Raw genomic sequence first — 25,379 nt, forward strand, 5'->3', positions numbered from 1 at the left:
GGATGGCTTTAGCTTGCTCTTGTGTCTGTGCAAAATTGTAGAGTTTGGGGAGTTCTTGCTCTAGGGTGTAGGGGGTGAAGAGGGTGTTGTGCAGGGGGGAGATGTAAGAGTCAAAGAGAGTGGGCATGGGGGTCTTCTTGTGATCTACCTTGTTGTAGTTCTTTGGGGTATTTTAGCATGGGATGGGGGGCATTTTGGCTATACTTGGGGCGAAAGGATTTGCATGCGCTCTTTTGTCTTGTTTTTGCAAAATTACGCGCCCTCGCCCTTCATCTTTGCCATCGCGCTCACTTTGGTGGCGATGTTGTGTACCTATGGCGTGGTGGGGGTGGGGGTGGAGCAGATTTTAAGCCAATGGGGGCAGAGTTTGTTTTTGCTCTTGAAGTTTTCTATGCAAATGCTCTTGCTCTTGGCCACGGGGATCGCCCTGGCCCAATCTAGCCCCATTAAAAAGCTCTTTTATGCGCTAGCCTCTTTGGTGAAAACCCCCAGAGGGGCTATTTATACGATCACCTTAGTGGCGTTGGTGGGGTGCTATGTGAGCTGGGGTTTTGGCTTGATTGTGGGCGCGGTGTTTTCTAGGGTCTTAGCCCAAAAGATCAAGGGGGTGGATTACCCCCTCTTGGTGGCTAGCGCGTATTCGGGCTTTTTAATCTGGCATGGCGGGCTCTCAGGGAGTATCCCCCTAAAGATCGCCACTGCTGATGGGGATTTGGGCAAACTCAGCGGAGGGGTGATCACTAGCCCCATCCCTCTAAGCCAAACCCTCTTTGCGCCCTTTAATTTGGCCATTGTGGGCTTTTTGCTCGTGGGCCTGCCTTTAATTAACATGTACTTGCACCCCAAAAACCCCACCCCCATTGACCCGGCACTGCTCAAGCCCCCCCATCAGAGTGATCCTTCACCCACGCCTAATTTTGCCTACCGCCTGGATCATAATAAGTATTTGGGCTGGTTATTGGGGGGCTTGGGCTTGATCTACTTGGGGGGCTATTTTGCCCACGGGGCTTCTTTGAATCTCAATAGCTTGATCTTGATCTTTTTGTTTCTAGGCCTGCTCTTGCATGCTAGCCCGCAGAAATATTTAAAGACGATGGAGAATGACATGAAGAGCGTGACCGGGATTGTCTTGCTCTTCCCCTTTTATGCGGGCATTATCGGGGTGATGGGCTTGAAAAATGCCCAAGGGGTGAGTTTTGCTAGCCTGCTAGCCGACTCCTTTGCTAGCTTTGCCACTAAGGACACCTTCGCGCTCTTTAGTTATCTCTCTGCTGGCTTGCTCAATTTGTTTATCCCCAGTGGGGGAGGGCAATTTGCCGTGCAGGGCCCCGTGCTCATCCCTAGCGGGGTGGCTTTGGGGGTGAGCCCGGCGCTGACAAGCATGAGCATTGCATGGGGGGATGCGTGGACGAATATGATTCAGCCCTTCTTTGCTCTGCCCTTGCTAGGGATCGCCCGCTTAGATGCGCGCGCCATTTTGGGGTATTGTTTGGTGGGTTTTGTGTATGCGGGCGTGGTGAGCATGCTCTGTTTGTATTTTTTCACTTAAAGGTTTGGGTTTGGCAAATGAGAGTTTTTTAAACAAGGCAGAATCTGTCAATAAGACCTTTAGCACGATTGTGATTAGCTATGTGCTTTTGGCGTTATTGGGCGCGGTGTTGTTGAGCTTTGAGCCCATGCGTACTAAGCCCATTGCCTTTATAGATTTGTTTTTTACCACCGCTTCGGCGGTGTGTTTGACCGGGCTCATCACGGCCAACCCGGCCGTGGACCTCACTATCTATGGGCAGGGGGTGATCATGGGCTTGATTCAGGCCGGGGGGTTTGGCTACATGGGCTTGGCGGGCTTTTTGTTCTTACTTCTGGGCAAGAAGATGGATTTTAGAAACCGCGTTTTGCTCAAAGAATCCCTAGATTATCCTAACCTACAGGGCATTATCAAGTATCTTAAAAAAATTCTGCTCTTCACTCTGGCCATTGAGGGGGTTGGGGCCTTGATTCTCACTTGGCATTTTCTCTCCACCATGTCCTTTAAAGAAGCCTTATGGGCGGGGATTTTTCACGCCATTTCGGCCTTTAACAACGCTGGGTTTAGTATCTTTGAGCCCAATTTGATGGATTATCGCGATGATGTTTTGGTGAATTTGGTCATTTGTGTGTTGATCGTGTTGGGGGGGCTGGGGTTCTTGGTGCTGAGTGAATGCTATAACTACCGCCATAACGCGCGCTTGAGCGTGCACACCCGCATTGTGCTCATCGCCACGGCGATCTGTATTGTGCTGGGCGTGCTGGTGCTCTTGCTCTTTGAGTGGCATAACCCTAAGAGTATCGGGTCTTTAAATTGGTTTGACAAGTTCTTGAGTACCTTTTTTATTTCGGTGAATTTGCGCACCGCTGGGTTTAACACCATTGACATGGCCGGCTTGCACGATCAGAGTTTGTTTTTCTGCTCCTTGCTCATGGTGATTGGGGCTGCCCCGGGGGGCACGGCTGGGGGCATTAAGATCACTACGGTGACTCTCTTGCTAGTTTATGCCTATAGCGCGCTCAAGGATAAAGAAGTGGTGCTCTTCCAGCGGGCGATCCCTGAAAACATCGTCAAAAAATCCTTTTTGGTGTTCATCATCACCATGTTTTATATCATCATTTCGGCGATGATCTTAAGCGCCACGGACGACACGCAAAACAAGTATTTCTTACACCTGCTCTTTGAAATTTGTTCGGCTTTTGGCACTGTGGGGGCGAGTACGGGCAATGGGGGCAATCTCTCATTTGCGGCAAATTTTAGCCATTTTGGTAAACTTTACCTCGTGGTGCTCATGTTTATGGGGCGCGTGGGGGTCTTGGTCTTTAGCATGGCGTTGCTGGGCAGAAACAAGGCGCGCCGAATCAAATATCCCGAAGAAGGAGTGGTTTTATGAGAACTTATGCGGTGTTGGGCTTGGGCAAATTTGGCTCGCATGTGGTGCGCGGCTTGGTGGAGAATGGCGAACAGGTGATTGCTGTGGACATGAATGAGGACACGATCAAGGCCTTTAGGGGGGTGTGCGACAATCTCTTTATCGTTGACACCACCGACATTAACGCGCTCAGAGATGCGGGCATTGCGGAGGTGGACACGGCGATTGTGAGTATCGGGCAGAGAGTAGAGGCCTCTATTTTGAGTGTGATGGCGCTCAAAGAGATTGGCGTGCCCGAGGTCATCGCCAAAGCCTCTACCCTCATTCATGGCAAAATCCTCTCTAAGATCGGCACGGATCGCGTGATCTACCCGGAGCGCGATGCGGCTAAACGGCTGGTTAAGGGGCTCTCTTTCAACCCCAATTTAGAAGTGATTGACATCACCAATAGCATGAAGATTGTGCGTTTGAGCATTGGCAACGCGCACACCAACATGGCCGCTCAAGATTTTTTAAATCTCTTCAAGGCGGATTTGAAGATCATCGCGCTCAAACGGGAGAACAAATGGGAGTATGACATTAGCGTTTCTCTCATTTTACAGCATGGGGATATTCTCTTGCTCTTTGGGCATGCCAAAGAGGTAGAAACCTTTATGGCGAGCAAAGAAGTCGCCAAATTCAACAAATAAGCTAGCCTAAAATCCGCTTTCTAAGGATGGTGTCATAGAGTTTATCGGGTAGCCATTGCTTTGCCCACACCAATAAATGGGCGTATCTGCCCACCAAATAGCGCGTTTTAGGGCGATCACTCTCTAGGGCTTTTAAAATGGCGCGCGCCACGAGCAGGGGTGGGTCTGCGTCTTGGTAGGTTTTAGCATAAAAGCGCGCGCTTCTGTCTAGCTCTTCTTGATAGGGGCTAGGCTGGCTCACATACGCCCCAAACGCCCCCTGCCCCCATTTGGTTTGGATAGTGCCCGGCTCAATGAGCACCACTGGTATTTTAAAGGGGGCTAACTCCACACGCAACGCATCGCTATAGGCTTCTAGGGCGTATTTGCTCGCATGATACCAACCCAAAAACATGCTAATGGATCGCCCCGCAACTGAGCTCACATGGAGGATTTTAGGGGGGTTGGGGTTCTTGCGCAACGCGCCTAAAAGCAAAGAATTGAGCCTGCCAATGCTAAAGAGATTGAGCATGAAGAGATTTTGTACCTGTTTTAAATCTTGCTCTTCTAAGCTCCCAAAGAGTCCACGCCCGGCGTTGTGAATCACCCCATCTAGGCATGTTTCTTGGGCTAGAATCTCTTTAGCGCGCGCTTCTAGCTGGGCTAAATCGCACAGATCACAATCCAAGCGCACACATTGGGGGTGTTCTAACTCTTTGAGCGCGCTTACCTGCCTAGAGAGGACATAGACCTTATAGTCCTTTTTTAAAAGCAAATGCGCGCACTCTAGCCCGATCCCACTGCTTGCCCCCGTGAGTATGACCACCTTAGCCATGTTGTTTACCTAAATATTGCTCCCAAACATACGCGCTTTGGATAATCCTCTCTAGGCTGTCAAATTGGGGTTTAAAACCCGTGTGGCTTAAAATCTTGGCATTGTCCGCAATGAGGCTAGCAGGGTCGCCTGCGCGCCGCGCTTGGAGCTCCACTTTAAAATCCACGCCTGAAATCTCTTTGACCTTCTCAATCACTTCAGCCACACTATAGCCCCGCCCATAGCCCACATTGTAAATTTGGCTTTTGTTTTCTGCCTGCAAGGTCTTAAACGCCTCTAAGTGGGCGAGGGCGAGATCATCTATATGGATGTAATCGCGCACACAAGTGCCATCTGGGGTGGGGTAGTCTGTGCCAAAAATCCCCATAGAGGGGCGTTTAAAGGTGGCGCATTCGCAAGCGACCTTGATGAGGTGGGTGGCATTTTGCGCCCTCTGACCCAAAGCATAGGGGCTAGTGTAGTCATTAAAGCGAGTCGCCCCCGCGACATTGAAATAGCGCAAGATCGCACAAGAAAAGGGCGCCACTTGGGCGGTGTCTAGTAAGATGCGCTCGCTCATCATCTTAGAAGCGCCATAAGGGTTCATGGGATTGAGGGGGGCTTGTTCGTCTATGAGTGTGTCGGTTTGCCCATAAACTGCCGCCGTTGATGAAAAGAGAAAATGTTTGATCTGATGTTTTATACAAAGTCTCACTAATTGTAGGGTGTTAAGGGTGTTGTTAGAGTAGTATTCTAGAGGGAGGCGAGTCGACTCTTCAACCAAGAGTTTAGCCGCAAAGTGCAACACCCCTTGAATAGCGCGCCGGCTTTGCAAGAGAAGATCGAGGGCTTGGACATCATGCAAGTCAAGCTGTACAAATTTTATGCGATCTTTGTAGTGGTGTTCTAGGGTCTTGGCGTGGACGCTAAAGCCCGTGCTGAGGTTATCAATGATGAGAATGTCCTGATTTGTGCGCTCCAAAAATAGCCGCGCCACAGATGCGCCAATATACCCACAGCCCCCGGTAAAAACTAGCATGCAAGCCCCTTTTAGATAATCTTATCTAAATTTGGCTTTAGGGGTGGGCTAGATCAAAGCAAGGGGTTAGGCATGCAAGCTGACGCATTTTCTAAAACTAAAAAGTTCATCGCCATTTTATGGGCATTTGTGTTGGCGGTGTTGGTTTATGTGGTTGTTTCAGATGCCTTTGAGAGAGGGGGCAAACAACTTCTATTAAAGCTAGCCCATGAACCAAGCATCGCGGTTTTTATTTTAAGCATTGTGCTTGCCAATGTGAGCGTTTTGATAGATTTTTACCAACAACGCGATCTAAGTGTCCTCTATTTTTTGAGTTGGTTTTTTGGGTGGGGTGTTTTTGTGATTCTGCTCAACATGGTGCATTGGAGTAATGGGGTGAGGTATGACACTCTCCCGGGCGTGCTGGTTGTGCTTTTGTTCTCTAGCTACTCTCTGTATGGCTTGGTTTGTTATGTTCAAAAACGCTACCGGCAAACGCAAATCTGTTGCCATGTCTTTTTATTTGTGTCCTATCTATTTTGGATTTGTCTCATCTTGGCAGTTGTGCTCTCTCTTTAGATAGATGTTATCTAAATTTGGTTAAAGTTGGCATCATCATCAAGGAGTTTTTATGAGCGAAAGCGAGAAATTGCGTGCAGACACCACCGCGAGCATTGGCGACCCTAGACAACTAACCATGTCTTTTTTGGTAACCCCTAATATGGTCAATTTCAACAATGTCATGCACGGGGGCGAATTGCTCAATCTATTAGACAAAGTGGCTTATGTGTGTTCTACGCGCTATTGTGGGTATAGCACGGTCACTTTGAGCGTGGATCGGGTGTTGTTCAAACACCCCATCCCCATTGGCACTTTGGTAACTTTTTATGCCAGCATTAACTATGTGGGCACGAAAAGTTGCGAAGTGGGGATCAAGGTGATTTGCGAGGATTTTAAAGCCAAAACGGCGATTCACACCAATAGTTGTTATTTTACTATGGTCGCTATGAAAGATGGCAAGACCATGCCCATGCCCCCCTTTGTCCCCCAAACAGATAAAGAAAAAGAACGCCATGAGCGCGCCATTCGCCGTAAAGAGATGCTCAAGCGCACCCAAAAGGCTGCCCTCAAAGAAGAACAAGAACGCCTAACCCAAGCCCAGCAAAGCAGCTAGGTTAAAAGGTAATCAATCGCGTTGCCATAGCTTTTGGTGCTTGCTTTGTTTTGATAAGCAATGTCAAAGGCACAGCCGTGATCCACGCTACTACGCTGGATGGGCAAATTTAAAGACACATTGATACTCTCTTCAAAATAGAGGGCTTTGAGCGGGGCTAGCCCCACATCGTGGTAAAGCGCGACAAAATAGCGGTACTTCTCTCTAAAATGGGGCGCAAACGCGCTATCAGCCGGGATAGGTCCTAGAAATTTAGGGGTGTTTAAAAGCATATTGGCTTGGGTAATCGCCTCCTGCACGATGTGATCTTGACTCCCAATCGCCCCCCCATCTCCACAATGCGGATCAAGTCCTAAGACCACAATCTGGCTAGCTTGGGGTAACACCCGCCCTAGAATGTGTAAAAAATCTCTCAAAGCTTGTAATTGCACGCGATCGCTCACCGCGCTTAAGGGGATATGATCGCTAAAAAGCGCGACCCACAAGCTAGGGCAACCTAACATCATGATCGCCTCTTGCTTGTAACGATCTCTTAAAAGCGCGGTGTGCCCGGGCGCGCACACTTCGGCTAATTGCCATGCTTTTTTATGAATGGGCAGAGTACACACCCCACTCACTTCTTTAGAGTCCGCTAAATCTAGGGCGTGTAAAAAGCTAGCATGGCTATAAGCTCCGCTTGCCCTGTCTATTTGCCCGGGCTTTAGGGCGGGGGGGGGCGCGTTGATTTCTACACATTGCATACTTTCTAGAGTGGTAGTGTGGGCGTGATCTAAAAGCGCATTCGCCCGCTCTAACAACTCTCTATGTACGCAGTAAAGGGGTTGGCAGATTTTATTAATCTTGGCGTGGGCTTTGAGCGCGATCTCTACACCTATGCCATTGACATCTCCAATAGAAATGGCAATTTTAGCGCGCATTTTTCATCGCCTCTTGCATATCTTTCAAAGCGCGCTCTAAGCCCACTAGAATCGCCCGTGCCATGATCGCATGCCCGATATTGAGCTCTTGCAAGCTTTGGATGCGCGCGATGAGCCCCACGCTAAAATAATTCAAACCATGTCCGGCGCACATTTCTAGCCCCATTTGCGCCCCGGCTAGCGCACTCTGTGTTAATTCTTGCAAACTGGTATCTAGCATTGCTTTGAGTGTGGCGCGATCTTGGGGGAGTTCTAGGCGGTTTTTATGGTGTTTGAAGTTGGAGTAAAGGGTGTTGTACAGATTGCTAAAACGCCCCGTGTGCAACTCCACCACCCTAACCCCTAGATCGCGCGCACGCTCCAAGTTTTCTAACCCCGGGTCAATAAAGAGCGCGACTTCTATACCATGGTCTAAATAGGTTTGAATGGTTTGGGGGAGTTGGGGGTGTTCTAAGTTAAGCCCCCCCTCTGTGGTGATCTCAGCGCGCTTTTCGGGCACTAAAGTTACTTTAAAGGGGCGTTGTGCGCACAGAATTTGGGTGATCTGCGCGTCGATCGCACACTCCACATTGACCGGCATAGGCGCGTGCTTGATGATACTAAAGACATCGTCTTCATGGATATGGCGGCGATCTTCTCGCAAGTGCAAGGTGATCAAATCCACCCCCACATTTTTGGCGATGAAAATCGCCTCTAGGGGGTCGGGTTCGTGGATTTTGCGCGCCTCTCTGAGTGTGGCGATGTGATCGATGTTTAAACCTAAGCGCAAGAAGACTCCTTAGAGTGGTTGATAAGCCATTGATAGAGGGTTAAATACCCGCACACAAACACCCCAATCAAGCCTAAGAGCGCATAGGGGTGGTGGCGGCAGGTAAAGCTAATGAGCATAAAGGGGATGTTCAAGAGCACCACTGCTAAACCCGTTAGAGCGTTGGGGTTAAGCGGGGTGTTTTGGCGCGATAGGACTTTAAAAAGCAAGGTGTGCAGGTGCAGGGCATCGGGCAGAGTGGCTTTTTGTTTTTGGAGTTTGCGCCTAGCAATGGAAAAGAGCACCTCTGTAACCGGATAGATCATCAATGCCAGCCCAAACCACACACTCACCACCCCCCTAAGGGCTAAATCCATCAAACTAACCCCACAAATAAAGCCCAAGAGATACGCCCCCCCATCGCCTAAGAAAATATACCCCTTAGGGAAATTGAGGGTTAAAAAGCCCAACACCCCTAGCAAGAGGGCTAAAAGCGTGGGGTTGGGCTCAATGGCGTATAAAATCCCCAACACCGCCACACTCAAGCCTCCAGCCAACCCGTTAAAACCATCAATGATATTCATCGCGTTGATCACCCCCACCAACATAAAGACACTCAAGGGCAGAGCGATCCAAAGGGGCAGGCTAAATAGGGGGCTAAAATCGCTCAAGATGAGCGGGCTTAGTAGAATAACCAGCCCCGCGCCCAAACTTTGCAAACACAAACGCCTTTTAGGGCTAAGGGGGCGGTTCATGTCCTCTAAAAAGCCGCTCACAAAGACCAAGATCGCCCCTAGCAACATCCAAACACTCCCCCAACCCCCCACACAAAGACCAAGAAAACCCCCAACCCCCCCGCGCGCGGGGTTTTTGGGTGTGAAAGCCCTGGGGCTTGTGGGCGTTGTCTAGGAAAAGTTGGGCGCGTTTAGAATACAAGATCACCCCCCACGCACATGCCAAACTGAGCAGAAAATAGACCAACATGCAGAGCATTATACCTAACAAAATGCTATAATGGAGGTTATGCGAAAAATCATGCGGGCGGGTTTGGCGTTGTTGCTCTGTGTGCGCTTGGAGGGCGCGCCCAGTGCGCAAGAGGCCAAGATTTTAGAAGATATAGGCGATGTGTTGCGCTTGATGCCTATTTTTGTGGGCGTGGTGAGTTTGGGCATGCGCGATTATCGCGGCATGGGGGAGCTAGCGGTAGGGAGCATCGTTACTCAGGGGGTGATCTATGGAATCAAGGGGGCATTTCAAAGCGCGCATGATAGAGGCGCGCATGTGCCCTTTGCCAAACGCCCTTGCTGTGATAGCTGGAGAGGGATGCCTAGCGGGCATGCGGGGGGGGCGTGGAGCGCGGCCGGGTTTGTCTTTTATCGCTATGGCTGGAAGCCGGCTTTGCCCGTGATCGCTTTAGCCGTGCTCACGGATGCGAGCCGCGTGGTGGCGCGCAAACACACCATTTTACAGGTGGTGGTGGGGAGTTTGATTGGCTGGGGCTTTGCCTATCTCTTCACCTCCAAATACCGCCGTAATTGGGAATTGTACCCTGAAATTGGCTTAGATGAAAAAAGGGGGGCACATTATGGGCTGGGTGTGCATTACAGATTTTAGAGCTCGTGCTTATCTTTAGGAGATAATGCTAGAATTGTCCTTTTAGTTTCAGGAGTGCGCATGCGCTTAGGCTTCAAAATATTACTCAATGTGTTCTTGTCCTTAGTCGTGATGGGGGTTATTTTAATGTCCATGACCGCCCAAAAGCGCAAGGAACTCGTCCAGCACGTTGCGCGCATCGCCCAAAAGCAAGACATCGCTAAAAAAGAATACAATTTAAAGCATATGTTTTCTGTGTTGGAATACTCTTTGAAGATTTTCCACCGCACACAGAGCAAGGAGGTAGCCCTGCGCTCGGCCTTAGACCTCATCGCTGAAATCAATAATGACCCAGATGTGTACTACATTGTGGCGGTGGATAAAACGGGGACAGTGGTCTATGACCCTGTCATGCCCCACATGCAGGGCAAAAGCGGGCTAGATCTTAAAAGCGTGGATGGGGTTTATTATGTGCGCGCGTTTTTAGATGCGGCTAAGGCGGGTGGGGGGTATGTGCGCTATGCGATGCCCAAAGTGGCCGGGGGTGTGCCCGAGCCCAAAGTGGCTTATGCGCATTTCGATCCGGAAGAAAATTTGATCTTTGCGGTTACTTCCTACTATAGCGATATTGAAAAGGACTCCCAAGAACTAGAAAAAATGGCCAAGGCACAAGAGATCAAAGAGTGGGCCGTGTTGGTGGTATGGTACGTCTGTGTGATCGTGGGGCTTGTCATCTTTTCGGCCATCCTCATGCGCTGGACGATTTTAACACGCCTGAGGACTTTGGTCAACAAGGTGATCGCCTTCACACAGGGTGATAAGGATTTAACTAGCCGTTTTGCCCCAGACAATTCCAAAGATGAGATCGCCCAAACGGGGGTTTACATCAATAGGTTCGTGGAGGATATCCACGATGTGGTGAAAAACATCTCTTACCACAGCGTGCAAAACCACCACCTTGCCGCTTCGCTCAATGCGATCATCGCTAAAACCACTGCGAGTACCCAAAACAATATTCAAGAGATCAAGCGTCTTTACAGTGTCTCTTTGGATCTCTCTGCAACTATCAAAACTTCTTTAGGCGAAGCCCAAAGCGTGAGCGATAAATTGGGCAAAACCCAAGATTCGATTAACCAATCCAATAGCGCGCTCAGTGGCATGTTGGAGTATATTTTGGAAACCGCGCACACTGAAGAAGCCCTTGCCTCTCAGATCGAACGCTTGAGTCAAAACGCCGACAGCGTGAAAGAGATTTTGCACATCATCGAAGAGATCGCCAAACAAACCAATTTGCTCGCCCTGAATGCCGCCATTGAGGCCGCGCGCGCAGGCGAGCACGGACGGGGCTTTGCAGTGGTGGCTGATGAAGTGCGCAATTTAGCCGCGCGCACGCAGCAAAGCCTAGCGGATATCAATTCCACCATCGGCGTGATTGTTAAAGAGATCAATGACGTGGCCGATCAAATGGGTTCTAATTCTAAGAAGATCAAGGATTTGAGCACCAATAGCGCGCAAGTGCAACGCAGATTTGAGGGCATGAGTGTGGAGATGGAAGGCATGTTAGCAGACACCCAAAGCTTTATCCACAATTACCTCAAGACCAGTCAGGATATCGCAGGGATGATCGACAAGCTCAACGCCATTGAAAGGAATACCCAAGAGAGCGCGCAGAGTGCCCAAGAAGTACTCAATCTTTCCAATTCTTTACACACGTCATCAGTAGAATTAGACGCAAATATCAAACAATTTAAGATTTAATTTAGCTTAAAAGTGCTTTTCATAAACAAAAAAGATTATGAGAAGCAAATTTAAGAAAATTTTCACTATACTCCGTGGTTTTTATTTTGTTTTGTGATATATAATTGTGAATCTTGATATTCCATCAAGGATAGCGCATGCGTTTGAGTCTGAAAATCATGGGGAATCTCTTTGTATCTTTGGTGGTGATGGGGACTGTGCTGGTAATCGTGGCGGATTATAAGCGGCATAAGTTGGTGGAAAATATTATTCAAGAGACCGAGCAGGATGATATTCAGAAGAAAGAACACGCGCTCAAGTACATGTATGGCTTGTTAGAGCGTTCTTTGCGCACGTTTTATCAAAACCAAAGCAAGCAAGAGGCCCTGCGTTCTATTTTAAGCTTGCTCAAAGAGATCAATGGCGACACCAGTATTTACTACATCACCGTGGTGTCAAAGGACGGCACGATACTCTTAGATCCAGGCAATCCAAATTATGTAGGCAAAAATGGCTATGATTTGACAAGTATCGATCACATCCCCTATGTCAAGAGTTTTATCGAGCGCGCCAATGCGGGCGGGGGATATGTGCGCTATAAAATCCCTAGATCTCCAGGGAGCAAGCCCGAATCCAAAGTCGCCTATGCCCATTACGACCCCTCTGGGGACATTGTCTTAGCCATCACCTCCTATTACAGCGACATTATCAAAGATTTTGACAGCTTAGAAAAGCGGGTTAAAAAGCAAGACGCAGACGATTCTGAGATTCTTGTGGCATGGAATATGAGTATCATGGTGGGCATTATTGCCATTTCGGCCATCTTGATGTACTTCACAATTTTTAACCGCCTCAAGGCTTTGGTAACGCGCATCGCCGCCTTTTCGCATGGGGATAAGGACCTCACCAACCGTTTTAAGGTAACCCATCCCAAGGATGAGATTGGGCAGGCAGGGACTTATATCAACCACTTTGTGCAGAGTATTCACGAGGTGATGAAAAATATCCAACACCATAGCGTGGAAAACAAAGCTCTAGCAGACACCTTGCACAAGATTATCACCGAATCGACCGGACACACACAGACCAACCTTTCGATCATCAAAGAGCTCCATCTCTCCTCTTTGGATTTCTCTAACACCATGCAAGTGTTGGTGGGCCAAGCCCAGGGAGTGGGCAGCAAACTTAGCAAGACTCAAGATTCCATCCATGTTTCAGACACTTCGCTTGCTGGCATGCTCGAACACATCTTAGAAGTGGCGCGCACAGAAGAAGAGCTCTCGGTGCAAATCGAACAACTCAGCAAGAACGCTGACAGCGTGAAGAATATTTTACACATCATTGATGACATCGCCGATCAAACCAATCTATTGGCCTTGAACGCCGCCATTGAGGCTGCGCGCGCGGGTGAACATGGGCGCGGGTTTGCGGTGGTGGCTGATGAAGTGCGCAATTTGGCCGCGCGTACCCAAAAGAGTTTGGCAGAGATCAACTCCACCATTGGGGTGATCGTTCAAGAGATCGGCGATGTGGCTAGTCAAATGGAATTCAACTCCAAGAAGATCAAGAACTTGAGTAAAAATAGCCTAGAAGTGCAGAAGAATTTTAAGGGTATGAGCACGGATATAGAAACAATGGTGGAAAACACGCATGGATTTATCCGCGACTACACCCAAACAGGCGAAAATATCAGCACCATGCTTGAAAAGCTCACCAATATCGAGAGAAATGCCCAACAATCCGTTAAAAACGCTCTCAAGGTGATGGAATTAGCTAACTCTTTGCACTCCTCAACGATAGAGCTGGACGCAGACATCGGGCAGTTTAAAATATAATATGCTAGCATAGTGCTTTTAAAATAAGGATATGAATGCGTACACCATTTAGGAAAATTTCAGATTACGCCATTGTGGGGGGGCTTAGTGCGGTGGTGGTGGTGGCTTTGGCTGGTTGTAAGAACGATTCACAAAACACCCCACAGAGCACCCCAGAAAAGCCCAAAGAAAGCAGTAACCAAACCCAGCAGATCAAAAAGGGTGCGTTGGTGATCTTGCAAGAACAGCCTGATAAGAGCTATAAGGTGGCTGAGGAATACCCCAGCGATAAAACCCGAGTCGTGGTGCGCGACATGCAGGGCAAGGAGCGCATGCTTTCTGATGAAGAAGTACAAAAGCTCATCAAAGAAGAAGAAGTTAAAATTGACAATGGTACAAGCCAGCTGACCAAACCCCCCTCTGAAGGGGGGGGCTCGGGGCTGGGCATTGGGGGGGCGATCTTGGGCAGCGCAGCCGGGGCGATTCTAGGGGCTTATATCGGCAATAAGCTTTTTAACAATCCTAACTACACCCAGAACGCCCAAAGGAATTACACCTCTCCGCAGGCCTACCAACGCAGCCAAAATAATTTTAGGGGAGCGGCAGGTTCAAGCCCAGCTAGCCCCAACCGTAGCGGGTTTTTTGGCCAACAAAACCATAGCCCGGCCACAAACTCGAGCCCAAGCTCAACCAATACCGGGCAAAACAGACCCCTAGCCCACCCAACCACCCCTTCAGCCCCCACGCAAAGCACCACACAGCAGGGACGTAGCGGGTTTTTTGGAACGCAACGGGGCTCTAATGTCTCTTAAAGGATAAACATGCAACTCAAAACCCTACAACCCCTAAACTCCCAAGCCCTAGAGGAGATCGGGCTAGATTGGCACACCGATCCGGATAAAAGCCCCTATATTAGCAATGATCTAGTGGTGGTGAGCCAGCAAGAGGCCAACGCGTATTATGAAGCGTGTAATGAACTCTATGACATGTATGTAGAGAGCGCCCAAATGGTCATCGAACAAGAACGCTTTTTTGAGCTAGACATTCCTAATAGCTTGATTCCGCTGATCAAACAGAGCTTTGAAGAAGAAGTGCATTGGCATATTTATGGGCGTTTTGATCTGGCCGGGGGGTTAGATGGCCAACCTATTAAGCTCTTGGAGTTCAACGCGGACACCCCGACCATGCTTTATGAGAGCGCGCTGATTCAATGGGCGTTGCTCAAGCACAATGGCTATAATGAGGATTTGCAGTTTAACAACATCCATGAGGCTTTGAGTCAGAATTTTAAACGCCTTGTAACTTTAAGCGAGGATGTGAGCGCGTTTGAGAGCATGTATGAGGGCTGGAAGATTCTCTTTTCTAGCGTGCGGGGGAGCTCTGAGGAAGAGAGAAGCGTGAAATTCTTACAAGATGCTGCGCGGAGCGCGGGCTTTGAGACACATTTTGCTTATATGGACGCAGTGCAATTCAACGCGCAAGAGGGGGTTTTTTTTGAGGGCGTGAATTACGAATTTTTATTTAAATTAGTGCCTTGGGAGAGTATCGCCATTGATGAACCCGAATTGGCCTTGCTCATGCAAGAGATGATGGCTAACCAAAACACCATCTTTTTAAACCCCGCCTACACGCTATTATTCCAAAGCAAACGCTTTTTAAAGGTACTCTGGGAGCGCTACCCCAACCACCCCCTGCTTTTAGAGGCTAGCTATGAGCCCTTGCAAAACAAAAAGCAGGTGCGCAAAGTGGCCTTTGGTCGAGAGGGGGCCAATGTGCAGATCTTAAACCCGGATCTGAGCGTCCTACACCAAACTCAGGGGGTTTATGGCAACCACAAGCCTGTGTATCAAGAATACGCCCCGCTCAACAAGGTGGGCGAGTTTTACTACCAGCCCAATGTCTTTTTTGCCTATGAGGCGTGCGGGTTAGGTTTTAGAAAGGGGGGGCTTGTGATGGACAATTATTCAAAATTCGTGAGCCATATTTTACAATAATGCGCGTCCAAACCATTTACAAATTCCACGCTTATACCAGCGTGTTTTTCTTGCCCCTAGTGTTGTTGTTTGTGATCAGCGGGGTGGCTTTTCTTTTGGATTTTAATCCTAATAGCGGGGCTAAGATCACCAAGTGGGGCGCGCCCTCTGTGCCTAAAGAACAGGAGTTAGCATTTTTGCTAGAGTTTTTAAAACAAAAAAATGTCCCCCTACCGGCTAAGATCGCGCCTAGAAGACATAAAGGGGCTTTGATCATTGGCACGCCTAGCTATGAAATCAATTTGAGCACTAAGGGGGAGCAGAGTGTGATCACGGCCATCGAACGCAACGCGCTAGGAGTGCTCATGCAGGTGCACAAGGGCAAGGCGGGCAAGGCTTTAGAGATTCTAGGGATCGTCTTTGGGGTGTTCTTATGCCTGTTCTATGTGAGTGGTTTACTCATGGGCTTTAAGCGCAAGGACACTAAGGGCATCATCAGCGCGTTTGTGCTGGGCTTGGTGGTGCTGGGGGGCTTGCTTTTAGGGGCGTTAACCTAGAGCCAGCCCTTCTTTTTAAAGTACAAAATGGGCAAAATGGTAGAGACAATCATCGCCACGATCGCGGTGGGGTAGCCGTACTCCCAGCGCAATTCAGGCATCACCTCAAAGTTCATCCCATAGATTGTCCCAATCAAAGTGGGGGGCATCATCGCCATGGTGGCCACGGTGAAGAGCTTGATGATTTTGTTTTGTTCCACATTCACCTGCGAAGTGAAGAGGTTTTGGATATTGTCTAGGGCGTTGAGATTGGCCGTGCTAAACTCCACTAGAGAATTAAAATCCTTGATAATGATATTAAAATCGTTTTTTGTTTCACTATCTACTTTATTGCTCTTTAGCAAAGCGGTAATAATGCGCCTTTTGTCAAAGAGCGAATCGCGCAATTCCATGTTAAATTCTTGCAAGAAAGAAAGAGAAATTAAGGTTTCCTCATGCGTGCGGGCCTCTAGTTCAAAGACGATCTGTTTGCGCAACGCGCTGGTTTCGCGATTCACCTCTTCTAAACAATCCGCACCCTTCTCAAAATAGAGTTCTAGGATTTTGGCCAAGATGTCAAACCCGTCATGAAATTTCTTAGGGCTGGCCAACACACGCCGCTGCACCTCTTGAAAAATGGGGAAATCCCCGCGGTAGAGAGTGAAGAGGATATTATTGGCGATGAAGTAGGTGATGGCCTGTGTGTGGAAGGCTAGGGGTGAGTCTTTGTAAATAAAATAGGTGTTGATAGTGATGGAAGTGCTGTTTTCCCAATACTTGACCACCGCGCTTTTTTCGGGGTCTTCATAGAGATTGAGATTGTAATTTTGGGCGATACAGGCGAGTTCAGCAAAGGTGGGATTGACAAGCTCATACCACAAGATATTGCGCTCTTCAAAGGGGAAGTCTTCAAAGCCATGGAAGGCAAAGACTTCAACTAATTCGTTATTTTTCGCAAAGACATTGATCATGCCCAGCGCTCCTGTGTTGTGGTGGGCATGGGGGCCTCTCTTTCATGGTCTGCGATCCAGTACTTCAAAGGCGATCAAAATCTTGCCTTCTAGAAGCTCTAAACTCGCCCCCCCACCTGTGGAGATAAAACTCACGCTGTCTTTATAACCCGCACGCGTCAACACATCAATGGTATCCCCCCCTCCAATTAACGAAAAGGCATAGGTGTTAGAAATGCTATGGGCAATTTGAAAAGACCCCCGACTAAACAAGGGCACTTCATAAACCCCCAGCGGGCCATTCCAAATGATCGTCTGGCTGCTTTGAATCACTAGAGAAAAGAGTTTAGAAGTGGCCGGGCCAATGTCTACGGCCATGTAATTTAAGGGGATGTCTTGAGCGGGGGTGATTTGGACTTGATCGGTGTGTTCTAAATGCGCGGTGCTCACCACATCCACGGGCAAGTAGACATGCACACCCCTTTGCTTGGCTTTTTGTAAAATCTCTAAGGCATCTTGAATCAAATCCTCCTCCACTAGGGAGGCTTGCATATTGTAGCCTAAAGCCTTTAAAAAGGTGTTGCTCATCGCGCCCCCGATGACGATCTTATCCACCCGATCTAGGATATTGCGCAAGAGGGTGAGTTTAGAGCTCACCTTAGAACCCCCCACAATCAAGAGTACGGGGCGCAAGGGGTTGGCTAGGGCTTTGGCAAAGGAGTTGATCTCCTTTTTAAGCAAGAAACCTGCCACTTTGACCGGTACATAGCTAGCGATCCCATAGGTGCTCGCGTGCTTGCGATGACTCGTGCCAAAAGCGTCATTGACATAAACATCGCACAAATTAGCCAATTGCCTAGAAAACTCCGGATCGTTTTGCTCCTCCCCCCTGTAAAAGCGCAAATTCTCCACTAAAATCACGGGGTTAGGGTGTTCTGCTTGGAGTTTCTGGGCCATGGGCAGAGAATGCGCAAACAAAACTTCTTTATTGAGCAGGCGTTCTAGGCGTTTCACCAAGTGGCCAAAAGAAAATTGACTCTCTTTTTGCCCATCTATTTTAGGTTCTGGACGCCCCAAATGCCCCACCAACACCACCGAGCGCGCCCCATTGTCAATACAATAATTGATCGTAGGGATGCTTTCGCGCATGCGGGTGTCCTCCATAATGTTGAAATCTTTATCCAAAGGCACATTGAAATCCACGCGAATCATGATATTTTTGTGGGCAATCTCCACATCTTGAATGCCTAAAACCTCCTGCATGCGCTTGATCCCAGCTAGCATGTTGCTCCTTTCATGGTGTAATAGGCCATGTCCACAAGCCGCTGCGCATAGCCCATTTCATTATCATACCACGCCAACACCTTAGCATGGTGTTTATCCAAGATCAAAGTTTGATCCTCAATGTAGATCGCGCTATAGGGGCTGTCAATAAAATCGCTAGAAACCCTTTGGTGGGTGTCAATGCCCAAAATACCCTCTAAGTGGGTGCGGCTGGCCAACTGCATGGCCGCATGGACACTCTGTACACTCATTTCTTGATGGGTGTGCACGCTCAAATCAATCAAGCTCACCACCGGAGTGGGCACACGCAAGGCTAAACCCTTCACTTTGGGGGCTAGATGGGGCAGAATATGGGCTAGGGCCTTATTGACTCCGGTGCTTGTGGGGATCAAATTTAGCCCCGCGGCTCTAGCGCGGCGCAAATCCTTGTGTTTGGAATCGAGTAAATTTTGATCATTGGTGTAGCTGTGAATCGTGCTCATCAAGGCATGTTCTACACCAAAATGTTGATCGAGCACCCATAAAAGCGGGGCTAGGGCGTTGGTGGTGCAAGAAGCATTAGAGATCACGGACTCCCCAGCGTAATTGGTGTGGTTAACCCCATAAACAAAGGTGGGGGTGTTGGTGGCGGGCGCGGAGATGATCACCCTTTGCACGGCGTTTTTCAAATGCGCTTGGGCTAGGGCGTGATCGTTGAATTTGCCCGTGCACTCTAGCACCACCTGGGCGTTGCCAAAATCTAGCTTGGCTGGGTCGCGCTCGTGCAAAACACGCACAAATAAGCTATACCCCATGCACAAGCCCTCTTCATTGACCTTTTCCACATGCACGCTTGGCCTGTGTAGCGAATCATAGCGCAACAGATGGATCAACGCGTCCAAATCGCAAGTAGAGTTGAGAGCGACAAGTTCCATGTCCTCGCGCTGCGCTAGGATACGCGCGGCACACAAGCCAATCCGTCCTGTCCCATTGATCGCCACACGCACCACTCTAACCCCTTTGAGTTTGGATTAAACTTTGTATCATACAATAGCTAACTTGAAGGGCTCTTAAACGCGCAGTTGACGCGATTAGGCGATTTTATAGTATAATGATGCCCGTGTTCTGCGAAAATCATCATGGAAGGAAGCGCAATGAAAAAACTGGAGTTTTTGGATTTGATGCAAAAAGAAGGCGGGTTTAAGGACAAAAAGGAAACAGAATTAGCGTTGAATGGCTTTGTCAAGGCGGTAGAAAAGGCCTTGAGTGGGCATGAGAGTGTGGAGTTAGTGGGTTTTGGCAAGTTTGAAGCCGTGTTGCAAAAGGGTAAAAAGGGCAAAGTCCCTGGGAGCGATAAGAATTACACCACTAAGGATAAAATGGTGCCTAAATTCAAACCGGGTAAAGTGCTTAAGGATGTGGTGGCCGCTTCTAAAACCACTGCTAGCAAGAAGAAAAAGTAATCCGCGCGCCTTAAGGGCGCACTTGTCCTTGTAGCTCAGTTGGATAGAGCGTACGATTCCTAATCGTAAGGCCGTGGGTTCAAATCCCGCCAAGGACACCATTAAGACACTTGAATATGGAGTTTTGTATTGCATTCTAGGTTTTTCCTGTGGTTCTTGTATTTGTGGTTTGGGATGTTCTTGCACGCTTTGGAATTGGAGGCGTATCGCCCCACAGGTACGCTTGCTCTAGGGATCGAACAATTAGAGGCCATAGAGGAGAACAAATTTGCCAAGACAACGCAGGGGGCTTTGAGTTTGGCTGAATTGATTAGAAACGCTAACAACAATTATTCTCTACAAGCAGCCCAGTTACAGGTGGGTCAAGCCCTTAAGAATCACACCATCGCTAAGGCCAAGTTTCTCCCCACCATGAGTAGCAATTACACCTTTAACCGCCGGGACAGAAACACACTCTTTTTCCCCAATTACAACATGCAATTGCTCAACACGAATCTAAAATTGAACCTCTTCAATGGTTTTAGCGACATCAACAATGTACGGGAAAAATCAGCCACCTACCGCTCTAGTGCTGCGAGCATGGAATACACAAGGCAGAGTATCTATTTACAAGTGGTGCAACAGTATTACCAATACTTTAACAACATGGCACAACTGGTCGCGCTCAAGCGCAAATTGGCTGAATTGCGCTCAGACATCAAGCGCGTCAGCCAGCTTTTCGATCAGGGCTTGACCACCATTGACAATTTAGAAAGCGCGAAAGCCCAAGGCGCGCTCAGTCAAAACGACATCACCGATATGGAATTTGCCATCGAACAAAATCGCCTCACTTTGGAGTATTTGACCAATTCTAAGATCCCCTCTTTAAGACGCACCACCATTTTAGAGCCCAGTTTGGGGCTTAAAGAGCGCGCCGATTTGCGCTCCCTGCGTGAGCAGATCACAGCCATCCATTACCAAAACAAGCAACTCAATTACTACCCCACAGTCGATGTCAATGACGATTGGCAGTACTACATCGAAAAGCCCGCCTTTGCCCGGGGTAAAGACAATAGATTTGGCAACCTCTTCCCAAACCAACAAAACACCTTTGGGATCGTGGTGGGGCTCAACATCTTAGGCGACATTGGCATTAATTTACAAAAGCAGTATTTGCGCCTTAACCAACTCTCTCAAGAAAAAACCCTCATGTATAAGAAAATGGAACAGCAAAAAGACGAACAGCTTTACCGCAAATCCTTAGACATGGCGCGCTCTAAAATCCGCAGCTCAGAAGCTAGTTTGAAATCGGCTACTGTGTCCTATGAGAGCATTAAGAAAAAGTATAACGCGAGTTTGGTGGATTTCACCACCTATTTGAGGGCGTTGCGTACCCGCTTTGATGCGGAGGTGATCTACAACCAATCACTCAATAATTACGAAATGCAAAAAGCCAATTACATTTTTTACAGCGGACACCATATTCAAGACTACGTGCGCTAAGGATCCATCATGAAAGCCATTGTATGCGCTTTATTGTTGTTAGTAGGACTTCAGGCCAAAGAGGTGTATGCGATCTTCAATGTGCAAGCGTTGCAAGACGCCAATCTCACTTTGGATTCTTCAGGGATTGTGGATGCGATTTATGTCGATGTGGGCAGTAAGGTCAAAAAGGGCGATGTCTTGCTCACCCTGTACAATAAAGATAAAAAATCTCAAGTGGACTCCATCATCCAACAATACGATTTTATGCAAAAACAATACGAACGCTACAAGAAAATCGGGAGGGCGATTGATAAAAACACCTTGGATAAGTACTATGCCGATTATAAAAAATTAGAATTTGATCGCAATTATGCCCAAGCGGTGGTAGAAAAAACCATTTTGAGAGCCCCCTTTGATGGCGTGATCGCTAGCAAGAACATTGAGCTAGGCGAGGGGATGGGGGCTAATAACACCGTTCTCTTTAGACTTGTGAGCAAAAAATTGAAAATGGTTTTGGAGTTTGACTCCAAATACCTCCCCGTTGTCAAGATAGGGGATTTATTTGTCTATAGCATTGATGGCGCGCCAGAGAAAAAGCAGGTGCGCATCACTAAGATTTACCCCACCATTGATGCGAGCACGCGCAAGGTGAGCGCAGAGGCCCTCCTGCCCCCTAATAGCCCTTTGGTGCCCGGGGTCTTTGGGGATGGGTTTATCCAATAGGGGGGTTGTGTGTATAAATTTGCCATTGAAAGACCCGTTACAACCCTAATGTTTGCCCTCATGGTGGTCTTCTTTGGCACCATGGCGCTCAAAAAAATCAGTGTGGCCCTCTTCCCCAATATTGACTTCCCCATTGTGGTGGTCAAAACCTCTTACCCAGGGGCGAGTGCGGACATTGTAGAGAGCAAGGTTACTGACAAGGTAGAAGAGGCGGTCATGGGGGTGGATGGGATCAAAAAAGTTACCTCCAATAGCGCGCGCAATATCAGCATTGTGGTGGTGGAATTTGTGTTAGAAAAGCCCATCACCATCGCGCTCAACGACATCATCAACAAGGTCTCTTCGGTGAGCTTTGATGATCCCAATATCCGCAAGCCTGCCATTGACAAGGTGGACACCAGCGGGCAGGCGATCCTCTCTATCTTTCTGACTAGCAAGCAAAAGACTCTAGCTGAGATCAACGATCATGCCAAAAATATCATCAAGCCCATGCTCCAAAAGATCGAGGGCGTGGGCGGGGTAGAGTTGCAAGGTTTTCAAGAAAAGCAGGTGCGCATTTACGCCGATCCTAGCTTGATGAACAAGTACGGGCTCACTTATGTAGACCTCTACAACGCCCTCAAAACCCAAAACCTAGAAATGGACGGGGGCAAGATTGTCGGGGACAAGAAGAATTACGCCATCTTAGTGGATGGCAATAGTTACACCCTAAGCGATCTAGCCAATATCCAAATTGGCAACCATGTGCGCTTGAGCGATATTGCCACCATTGAAAAGGGGATTGATCCAGACATCACTTATGCGAGTTATGGGCACGAACAGGGCATTGTGCTAGAGGTGCAAAAGATCGCCGGGGCCAATGAGATCAAGATTGTAGATGGCATTTATAAAGAAATGGACGCGATGCGCGCGGTCAGTCCGGGCTATTCTTTACGCCCCTTTTTAGACACCACCGACTACACCCGCCACTCCATTAAAGATGTCAAGTTTGACTTGATCTTGGGGGGGATTTTGGCGATCTCGGTGGTTTTTGTCTTTTTGCGCAGTTTTTCTATCACCTTTGTTTCGGCCATGAGCATCCCCATCTCTGTGATGGGGACTTTTGCGCTCATCAACTGGATGGGCTTTTCGCTCAACATGCTCACAATGGTCGCCCTCACCCTCTCCATTGGGATCATCATTGACGATGCGATCGTCATCATTGAGAATATCCATAAAAAGCTTGAAGCGGGGATGGATAAAAAGAGCGCTAGCTATGAGGGCGTGCATGAGATCGCCTTTGCCATCATCGCCATCTCGGCCATGCTTTTATCCGTCTTTATCCCCGTGGGCAACATGAGCGGGATTGTGGGGCGCTTTTTTCAAAGCTTTGGGATCACGGTCGCGCTGGCCATTGTGATCTCCTATGTGGTGGTGGTTACAGTGATCCCCATGTTAAGCTCTATTTTAGTCAGCCCCAAACCCTCTTGGCTTTACCAGCGCACCGAGCCCTTTTTTCAAGGCATGGAGAAGGCGTACGCGCGCTTATTGGGTTGGATTTTAGAGCACAAATTGATCGTGGGCTTGGTGGTGGCCGGGGTGTTTTTTTCTTCTTTGCATGTGGCTAAAAAATTGGGCATGGAATTCATGTTGCAAGAAGATCGGGGCATGTTCTATGTCTTTGTGAAAGCCAACACCGATATTAGCCTTAAAGAAATGCTCAAAAAAATGCAGGCCTTGCAGAGCGTGATTGAAAAGGACCCCGATGTGGAGTTTAACTCCATGCAAGTGGGCTATGGGAGTGTACAGAGCACCTTTAAGGGGAAATTCTATGTGCGCTTAAAAACTCCCCACACTAGAGACCAATTTGTCATCATGAACCAAATGCGCGCCAAACTCCATGCCCTGCCTGAGGCCAAAGACCTTGTCTCCATCAATCTAGCCCAAGTGCCCTTGATTGGGGGGGGGGATAGTTCGGCCTTTCAAGTGTATATTTATGCCTCTTCGCAAGCTTTAGTGGATAAAAGCGTGGCTAGTTTGAAGAAATTCTTGCTAGAAAGCCCGGAGATGAAGGGCAAGGTTACAGGCTACCACACCAACACTTCAGACTCCCAAACCCAATACCAGCTAAGAGTCTTGCGCGCGGCCACCACCAAATACGGCGTGAGCGCCCAAGGGATCGCCTCTGTAGTGAGTGATGCGCTCTCGGGAGAAAACCGCGTGAGCTATTTTAAAGAACACGGGCATGAATACGACATCATCATCCGCGTCCCTGCCAATAAAAAAACAGATATTGATGCGATCAAACGCCTACAAATCCGCAACAAAGATGGCAAGTTGATGTTCTTAGACGGGTTGATTGAAATTACAGAGCGCAAGGTGGCTTCTAACATCACCCGTTATAACCGCCAGCGCAGTGTAACCGTGCTAGCTAGACCTGCTGAGGGGGTAGATTTAGGGGAGCTGTTAAGCCAAGTACAACAGCACTCTAAGCAGTGGCTAGCCCAAGGGGCGGCCTACACCTTTGCTGGCGATGCGGACAAACTCAAAGAAAGCAATGAAGCCTTTGGGGTGGCCATTGCTACGGCCTTTATTCTCATTTATATGATCTTGGCCGCACTTTATGAATCTTTCTTAGAACCCTTGATTATCATGGTAACCATGCCCTTGAGTTTCTCCGGGGCGTTTTTTGCGCTAGGTTTGGTACACCAACCCATGAGCATGTTCTCTTTAATGGGCTTGATCTTGCTCATTGGGATGGTGGGCAAGAACGCCACCCTCATCATTGATATTGCCAACGATCGGCGCAAAGAGGGGCATGCCATTAAAGAGGCGATCATTTTAGCCGGGGAGTCGCGTCTGCGCCCCATTTTGATGACCACGATTGCGATGGTGTGCGGGATGTTGCCCCTAGCTTTGGCCACCGGGCAGGGCGCGGCGATGAAATCCCCCATAGGGATTGCCATGAGCGGAGGGCTCATGGTGTCTATGATGTTGAGCTTATTGGTCGTGCCTATTTTTTATCGCCTCTTGGCCCCCTTAGACGATAAAATTAAGAAATTCTATCGGGGTACTTGATGTGGAGATTTGCGCCTGTAGTTTTACTATTCTCTTTGGCTTTGGCGAACGAAGCGCGTAAAAACCACATTTTTATCGGGGTGAGTACGGGTTTTCAAACCACAAAACCCGCTTTAATCCCCTGGCAAAATAATTTTTTATGGGGGATTCGCGGGGGGTATCAATTTGATGCCCTCAAATATCTAGCCATCAGGGTGGATATGGATTACCTCATGGGGCTTAGACCCACCGCGTTGCACACACAGGTCTATTCTTTCTTAAGTGTGAATGCGGATGTGATCAACGACTTTTATCGCCTCTCTAAAAAAATGACAGTGGGTACTTATTTGGGCTTGGGTTTTGGATATTTTCAAAACGCTGAAGTTCTCAATAGCTCCGTGAGCGCGCGCAGTTTTATGGGCTATAATGGGGTGCTCAATTTGGGGGTGGGGGGTACGATTGAACACCAGCACCGCGTGGAGTTGGGGGTTAAAATCCCCTTTGGGAAAATCAAATCCCTCTACCACCACGGAGCCACCATGCAAGCTTACTACTGGGTCGCTTCTTACGCCTATTTGTTTTAAGTGT

General features: G+C 48.5%; 22 protein-coding genes, 1 tRNA gene and 2 pseudogenes. 17 read left to right on the forward strand and 8 right to left on the reverse strand.

Translation table 11 applies throughout. The annotated features are described in order from the left end of the window. Positions 1-223: 223 nt before the first annotated feature. From EAO38_RS04130 to EAO38_RS04140, 3 genes are read left to right on the forward strand one after another with little or no spacing between them, the layout of a single operon-like run. Entirely contained in the window at positions 224-1,549 is a 1,326-nt protein-coding gene (locus EAO38_RS04130) for a short-chain fatty acid transporter (RefSeq protein WP_121021506.1), read from the forward strand. A gap of 10 nt (positions 1,550-1,559) precedes the next feature. Beyond that, positions 1,560-2,921, forward strand: a complete 1,362-nt coding sequence (locus EAO38_RS04135; protein WP_121021398.1) for a TrkH family potassium uptake protein — start codon at positions 1,560-1,562, stop codon at positions 2,919-2,921. After that, positions 2,918-3,589, forward strand: coding sequence for a potassium channel family protein (locus EAO38_RS04140; protein WP_121021400.1), 672 nt, complete (start codon positions 2,918-2,920; stop codon positions 3,587-3,589). The genes EAO38_RS04135 and EAO38_RS04140 overlap by 4 nt, the downstream gene beginning before the upstream one ends. A 1-nt stretch (position 3,590) precedes the next feature. Here the strand turns inward: EAO38_RS04140 and EAO38_RS04145 are convergent, their stop codons facing one another. Further along, positions 3,591-4,403 carry an SDR family NAD(P)-dependent oxidoreductase gene (locus EAO38_RS04145; RefSeq protein WP_121021403.1) on the reverse strand — a complete coding sequence of 271 codons (813 nt, stop codon included), beginning with the start codon at positions 4,401-4,403 and terminating at the stop codon, positions 3,591-3,593. Further along, positions 4,396-5,421, reverse strand: coding sequence for a UDP-glucose 4-epimerase GalE (gene galE / locus EAO38_RS04150; RefSeq protein WP_121021405.1), 1,026 nt, complete (start codon positions 5,419-5,421; stop codon positions 4,396-4,398). Before galE ends, EAO38_RS04145 begins: the two co-directional genes overlap by 8 nt. 72 nt (positions 5,422-5,493) lie before the next feature. On the opposite strand from galE, the gene EAO38_RS04155 reads away from it, so the two are divergent. Both EAO38_RS04155 and EAO38_RS04160 read left to right on the forward strand, forming a co-directional pair. Continuing rightward, complete coding sequence (locus EAO38_RS04155; RefSeq protein WP_121021407.1) at positions 5,494-5,979, forward strand: hypothetical protein; 486 nt, start codon at positions 5,494-5,496, stop codon at positions 5,977-5,979. Between the two features lie 52 nt (positions 5,980-6,031). Next, on the forward strand, positions 6,032-6,574 hold the full coding sequence (locus EAO38_RS04160; protein WP_104752017.1) for an acyl-CoA thioesterase: 543 nt from the start codon (positions 6,032-6,034) through the stop codon (positions 6,572-6,574). Here EAO38_RS04160 and pdxA read toward each other — a convergent pair. From pdxA to EAO38_RS04175, 3 genes and pseudogenes are all read right to left on the reverse strand, one after another. Further along, the gene (pdxA, locus tag EAO38_RS04165) at positions 6,571-7,491 is read right to left on the reverse strand and encodes a 4-hydroxythreonine-4-phosphate dehydrogenase (protein ID WP_121021409.1); all 921 of its coding nucleotides are present in this window, start codon (positions 7,489-7,491) and stop codon (positions 6,571-6,573) included. The genes EAO38_RS04160 and pdxA overlap by 4 nt on opposite strands. Further along, on the reverse strand, positions 7,481-8,260 hold the full coding sequence (locus EAO38_RS04170; RefSeq protein WP_121021411.1) for a pyridoxine 5'-phosphate synthase: 780 nt from the start codon (positions 8,258-8,260) through the stop codon (positions 7,481-7,483). The genes pdxA and EAO38_RS04170 overlap by 11 nt, the downstream gene beginning before the upstream one ends. After that, positions 8,251-9,223, reverse strand: a pseudogene (locus EAO38_RS04175) (glycosyltransferase family 4 protein). Before EAO38_RS04175 ends, EAO38_RS04170 begins: the two are co-directional and overlap by 10 nt. Positions 9,224-9,262: 39 nt before the next feature. Here EAO38_RS04175 and EAO38_RS04180 point away from each other — a divergent pair. From EAO38_RS04180 to EAO38_RS04205, 6 genes and pseudogenes are all read left to right on the forward strand, one after another. Further along, positions 9,263-9,853 carry a phosphatase PAP2 family protein gene (locus EAO38_RS04180; protein WP_162982674.1) on the forward strand — a complete coding sequence of 197 codons (591 nt, stop codon included), beginning with the start codon at positions 9,263-9,265 and terminating at the stop codon, positions 9,851-9,853. Positions 9,854-9,913: 60 nt separating this feature from the next. Continuing rightward, entirely contained in the window at positions 9,914-11,590 is a 1,677-nt protein-coding gene (locus EAO38_RS04185; protein WP_121021413.1) for a methyl-accepting chemotaxis protein, read from the forward strand. Positions 11,591-11,727: 137 nt separating this feature from the next. Beyond that, complete coding sequence (locus tag EAO38_RS04190; protein ID WP_121021415.1) at positions 11,728-13,404, forward strand: methyl-accepting chemotaxis protein; 1,677 nt, start codon at positions 11,728-11,730, stop codon at positions 13,402-13,404. A gap of 35 nt (positions 13,405-13,439) precedes the next feature. Then, positions 13,440-14,081, forward strand: a pseudogene (locus tag EAO38_RS04195) (UPF0323 family lipoprotein); the annotation flags it as partial. A 123-nt stretch (positions 14,082-14,204) separates the two neighbouring features. Beyond that, entirely contained in the window at positions 14,205-15,377 is a 1,173-nt protein-coding gene (locus EAO38_RS04200) for a glutathionylspermidine synthase family protein (RefSeq protein ID WP_162982675.1), read from the forward strand. After that, positions 15,377-15,913 carry a PepSY domain-containing protein gene (locus EAO38_RS04205; protein ID WP_121021422.1) on the forward strand — a complete coding sequence of 179 codons (537 nt, stop codon included), beginning with the start codon at positions 15,377-15,379 and terminating at the stop codon, positions 15,911-15,913. Before EAO38_RS04200 ends, EAO38_RS04205 begins: the two co-directional genes overlap by 1 nt. Here EAO38_RS04205 and corA read toward each other — a convergent pair. From corA to EAO38_RS04220, 3 genes are read right to left on the reverse strand one after another with little or no spacing between them, the layout of a single operon-like run. Then, complete coding sequence (gene corA, locus EAO38_RS04210; RefSeq protein WP_121021424.1) at positions 15,910-16,863, reverse strand: magnesium/cobalt transporter CorA; 954 nt, start codon at positions 16,861-16,863, stop codon at positions 15,910-15,912. The two genes, EAO38_RS04205 and corA, sit on opposite strands and share 4 nt — an antisense overlap. A gap of 42 nt (positions 16,864-16,905) precedes the next feature. Next, the gene (locus tag EAO38_RS04215) at positions 16,906-18,126 is read right to left on the reverse strand and encodes a phosphoglycerate kinase (protein WP_121021426.1); all 1,221 of its coding nucleotides are present in this window, start codon (positions 18,124-18,126) and stop codon (positions 16,906-16,908) included. Next, positions 18,120-19,115, reverse strand: coding sequence for a type I glyceraldehyde-3-phosphate dehydrogenase (locus EAO38_RS04220; RefSeq protein ID WP_162982676.1), 996 nt, complete (start codon positions 19,113-19,115; stop codon positions 18,120-18,122). Before EAO38_RS04220 ends, EAO38_RS04215 begins: the two co-directional genes overlap by 7 nt. A 144-nt stretch (positions 19,116-19,259) precedes the next feature. Between EAO38_RS04220 and EAO38_RS04225 the strand changes: the two genes are divergently transcribed. The 6 genes from EAO38_RS04225 (at position 19,260) to EAO38_RS04250 (ending at position 25,375) form a co-directional block, all read left to right on the forward strand. Further along, complete coding sequence (locus tag EAO38_RS04225; protein ID WP_121021428.1) at positions 19,260-19,568, forward strand: HU family DNA-binding protein; 309 nt, start codon at positions 19,260-19,262, stop codon at positions 19,566-19,568. A 24-nt stretch (positions 19,569-19,592) separates the two neighbouring features. Further along, a tRNA-Arg gene (locus EAO38_RS04230) sits at positions 19,593-19,669 on the forward strand. Positions 19,670-19,742: 73 nt separating this feature from the next. Continuing rightward, complete coding sequence (locus EAO38_RS04235; protein WP_205588348.1) at positions 19,743-21,050, forward strand: TolC family protein; 1,308 nt, start codon at positions 19,743-19,745, stop codon at positions 21,048-21,050. A 9-nt stretch (positions 21,051-21,059) separates the two neighbouring features. Next, positions 21,060-21,755, forward strand: a complete 696-nt coding sequence (locus EAO38_RS04240; RefSeq protein ID WP_121021430.1) for an efflux RND transporter periplasmic adaptor subunit — start codon at positions 21,060-21,062, stop codon at positions 21,753-21,755. A 9-nt stretch (positions 21,756-21,764) separates the two neighbouring features. Then, a complete protein-coding gene (locus EAO38_RS04245; RefSeq protein ID WP_121021432.1) occupies positions 21,765-24,812 on the forward strand; it encodes an efflux RND transporter permease subunit in 3,048 nt (1,015 codons plus the stop codon). After that, positions 24,812-25,375 (forward strand): outer membrane beta-barrel protein, encoded by a 564-nt coding sequence (locus EAO38_RS04250; RefSeq protein ID WP_121021434.1) that lies wholly within the window; start codon positions 24,812-24,814, stop codon positions 25,373-25,375. The genes EAO38_RS04245 and EAO38_RS04250 overlap by 1 nt, the downstream gene beginning before the upstream one ends. The last annotated feature ends 4 nt before the right edge of the window (positions 25,376-25,379 follow it).

The sequence above is a fragment of the Helicobacter vulpis genome (genome assembly GCF_003660395.1).
Lineage (GTDB): Bacteria > Campylobacterota > Campylobacteria > Campylobacterales > Helicobacteraceae > Helicobacter > Helicobacter vulpis.

Bases quoted from the DNA above. Each gene is read 5' to 3' on its own strand.
- EAO38_RS04130 (WP_121021506.1), top strand. From the start codon at position 224: ATGCGCTCTTTTGTCTTGTTTTTGCAAAATTACGCGCCCTCGCCCTTC.
- EAO38_RS04140 (WP_121021400.1), top strand. From the start codon at position 2,918: ATGAGAACTTATGCGGTGTTGGGCTTGGGCAAATTTGGCTCGCATGTG.
- EAO38_RS04145 (WP_121021403.1), bottom strand. From the start codon at position 4,403: ATGGCTAAGGTGGTCATACTCACGGGGGCAAGCAGTGGGATCGGGCTA.
- galE (WP_121021405.1), bottom strand. From the start codon at position 5,421: ATGCTAGTTTTTACCGGGGGCTGTGGGTATATTGGCGCATCTGTGGCG.
- EAO38_RS04155 (WP_121021407.1), top strand. From the start codon at position 5,494: ATGCAAGCTGACGCATTTTCTAAAACTAAAAAGTTCATCGCCATTTTA.
- EAO38_RS04160 (WP_104752017.1), top strand. From the start codon at position 6,032: ATGAGCGAAAGCGAGAAATTGCGTGCAGACACCACCGCGAGCATTGGC.
- pdxA (WP_121021409.1), bottom strand. From the start codon at position 7,491: ATGCGCGCTAAAATTGCCATTTCTATTGGAGATGTCAATGGCATAGGT.
- EAO38_RS04180 (WP_162982674.1), top strand. From the start codon at position 9,263: ATGCGAAAAATCATGCGGGCGGGTTTGGCGTTGTTGCTCTGTGTGCGC.
- EAO38_RS04185 (WP_121021413.1), top strand. From the start codon at position 9,914: ATGCGCTTAGGCTTCAAAATATTACTCAATGTGTTCTTGTCCTTAGTC.
- EAO38_RS04190 (WP_121021415.1), top strand. From the start codon at position 11,728: ATGCGTTTGAGTCTGAAAATCATGGGGAATCTCTTTGTATCTTTGGTG.
- EAO38_RS04200 (WP_162982675.1), top strand. From the start codon at position 14,205: ATGCAACTCAAAACCCTACAACCCCTAAACTCCCAAGCCCTAGAGGAG.
- EAO38_RS04205 (WP_121021422.1), top strand. From the start codon at position 15,377: ATGCGCGTCCAAACCATTTACAAATTCCACGCTTATACCAGCGTGTTT.
- corA (WP_121021424.1), bottom strand. From the start codon at position 16,863: ATGATCAATGTCTTTGCGAAAAATAACGAATTAGTTGAAGTCTTTGCC.
- EAO38_RS04215 (WP_121021426.1), bottom strand. From the start codon at position 18,126: ATGCTAGCTGGGATCAAGCGCATGCAGGAGGTTTTAGGCATTCAAGAT.
- EAO38_RS04225 (WP_121021428.1), top strand. From the start codon at position 19,260: ATGAAAAAACTGGAGTTTTTGGATTTGATGCAAAAAGAAGGCGGGTTT.
- EAO38_RS04235 (WP_205588348.1), top strand. From the start codon at position 19,743: ATGTTCTTGCACGCTTTGGAATTGGAGGCGTATCGCCCCACAGGTACG.
- EAO38_RS04240 (WP_121021430.1), top strand. From the start codon at position 21,060: ATGAAAGCCATTGTATGCGCTTTATTGTTGTTAGTAGGACTTCAGGCC.
- EAO38_RS04250 (WP_121021434.1), top strand. From the start codon at position 24,812: ATGTGGAGATTTGCGCCTGTAGTTTTACTATTCTCTTTGGCTTTGGCG.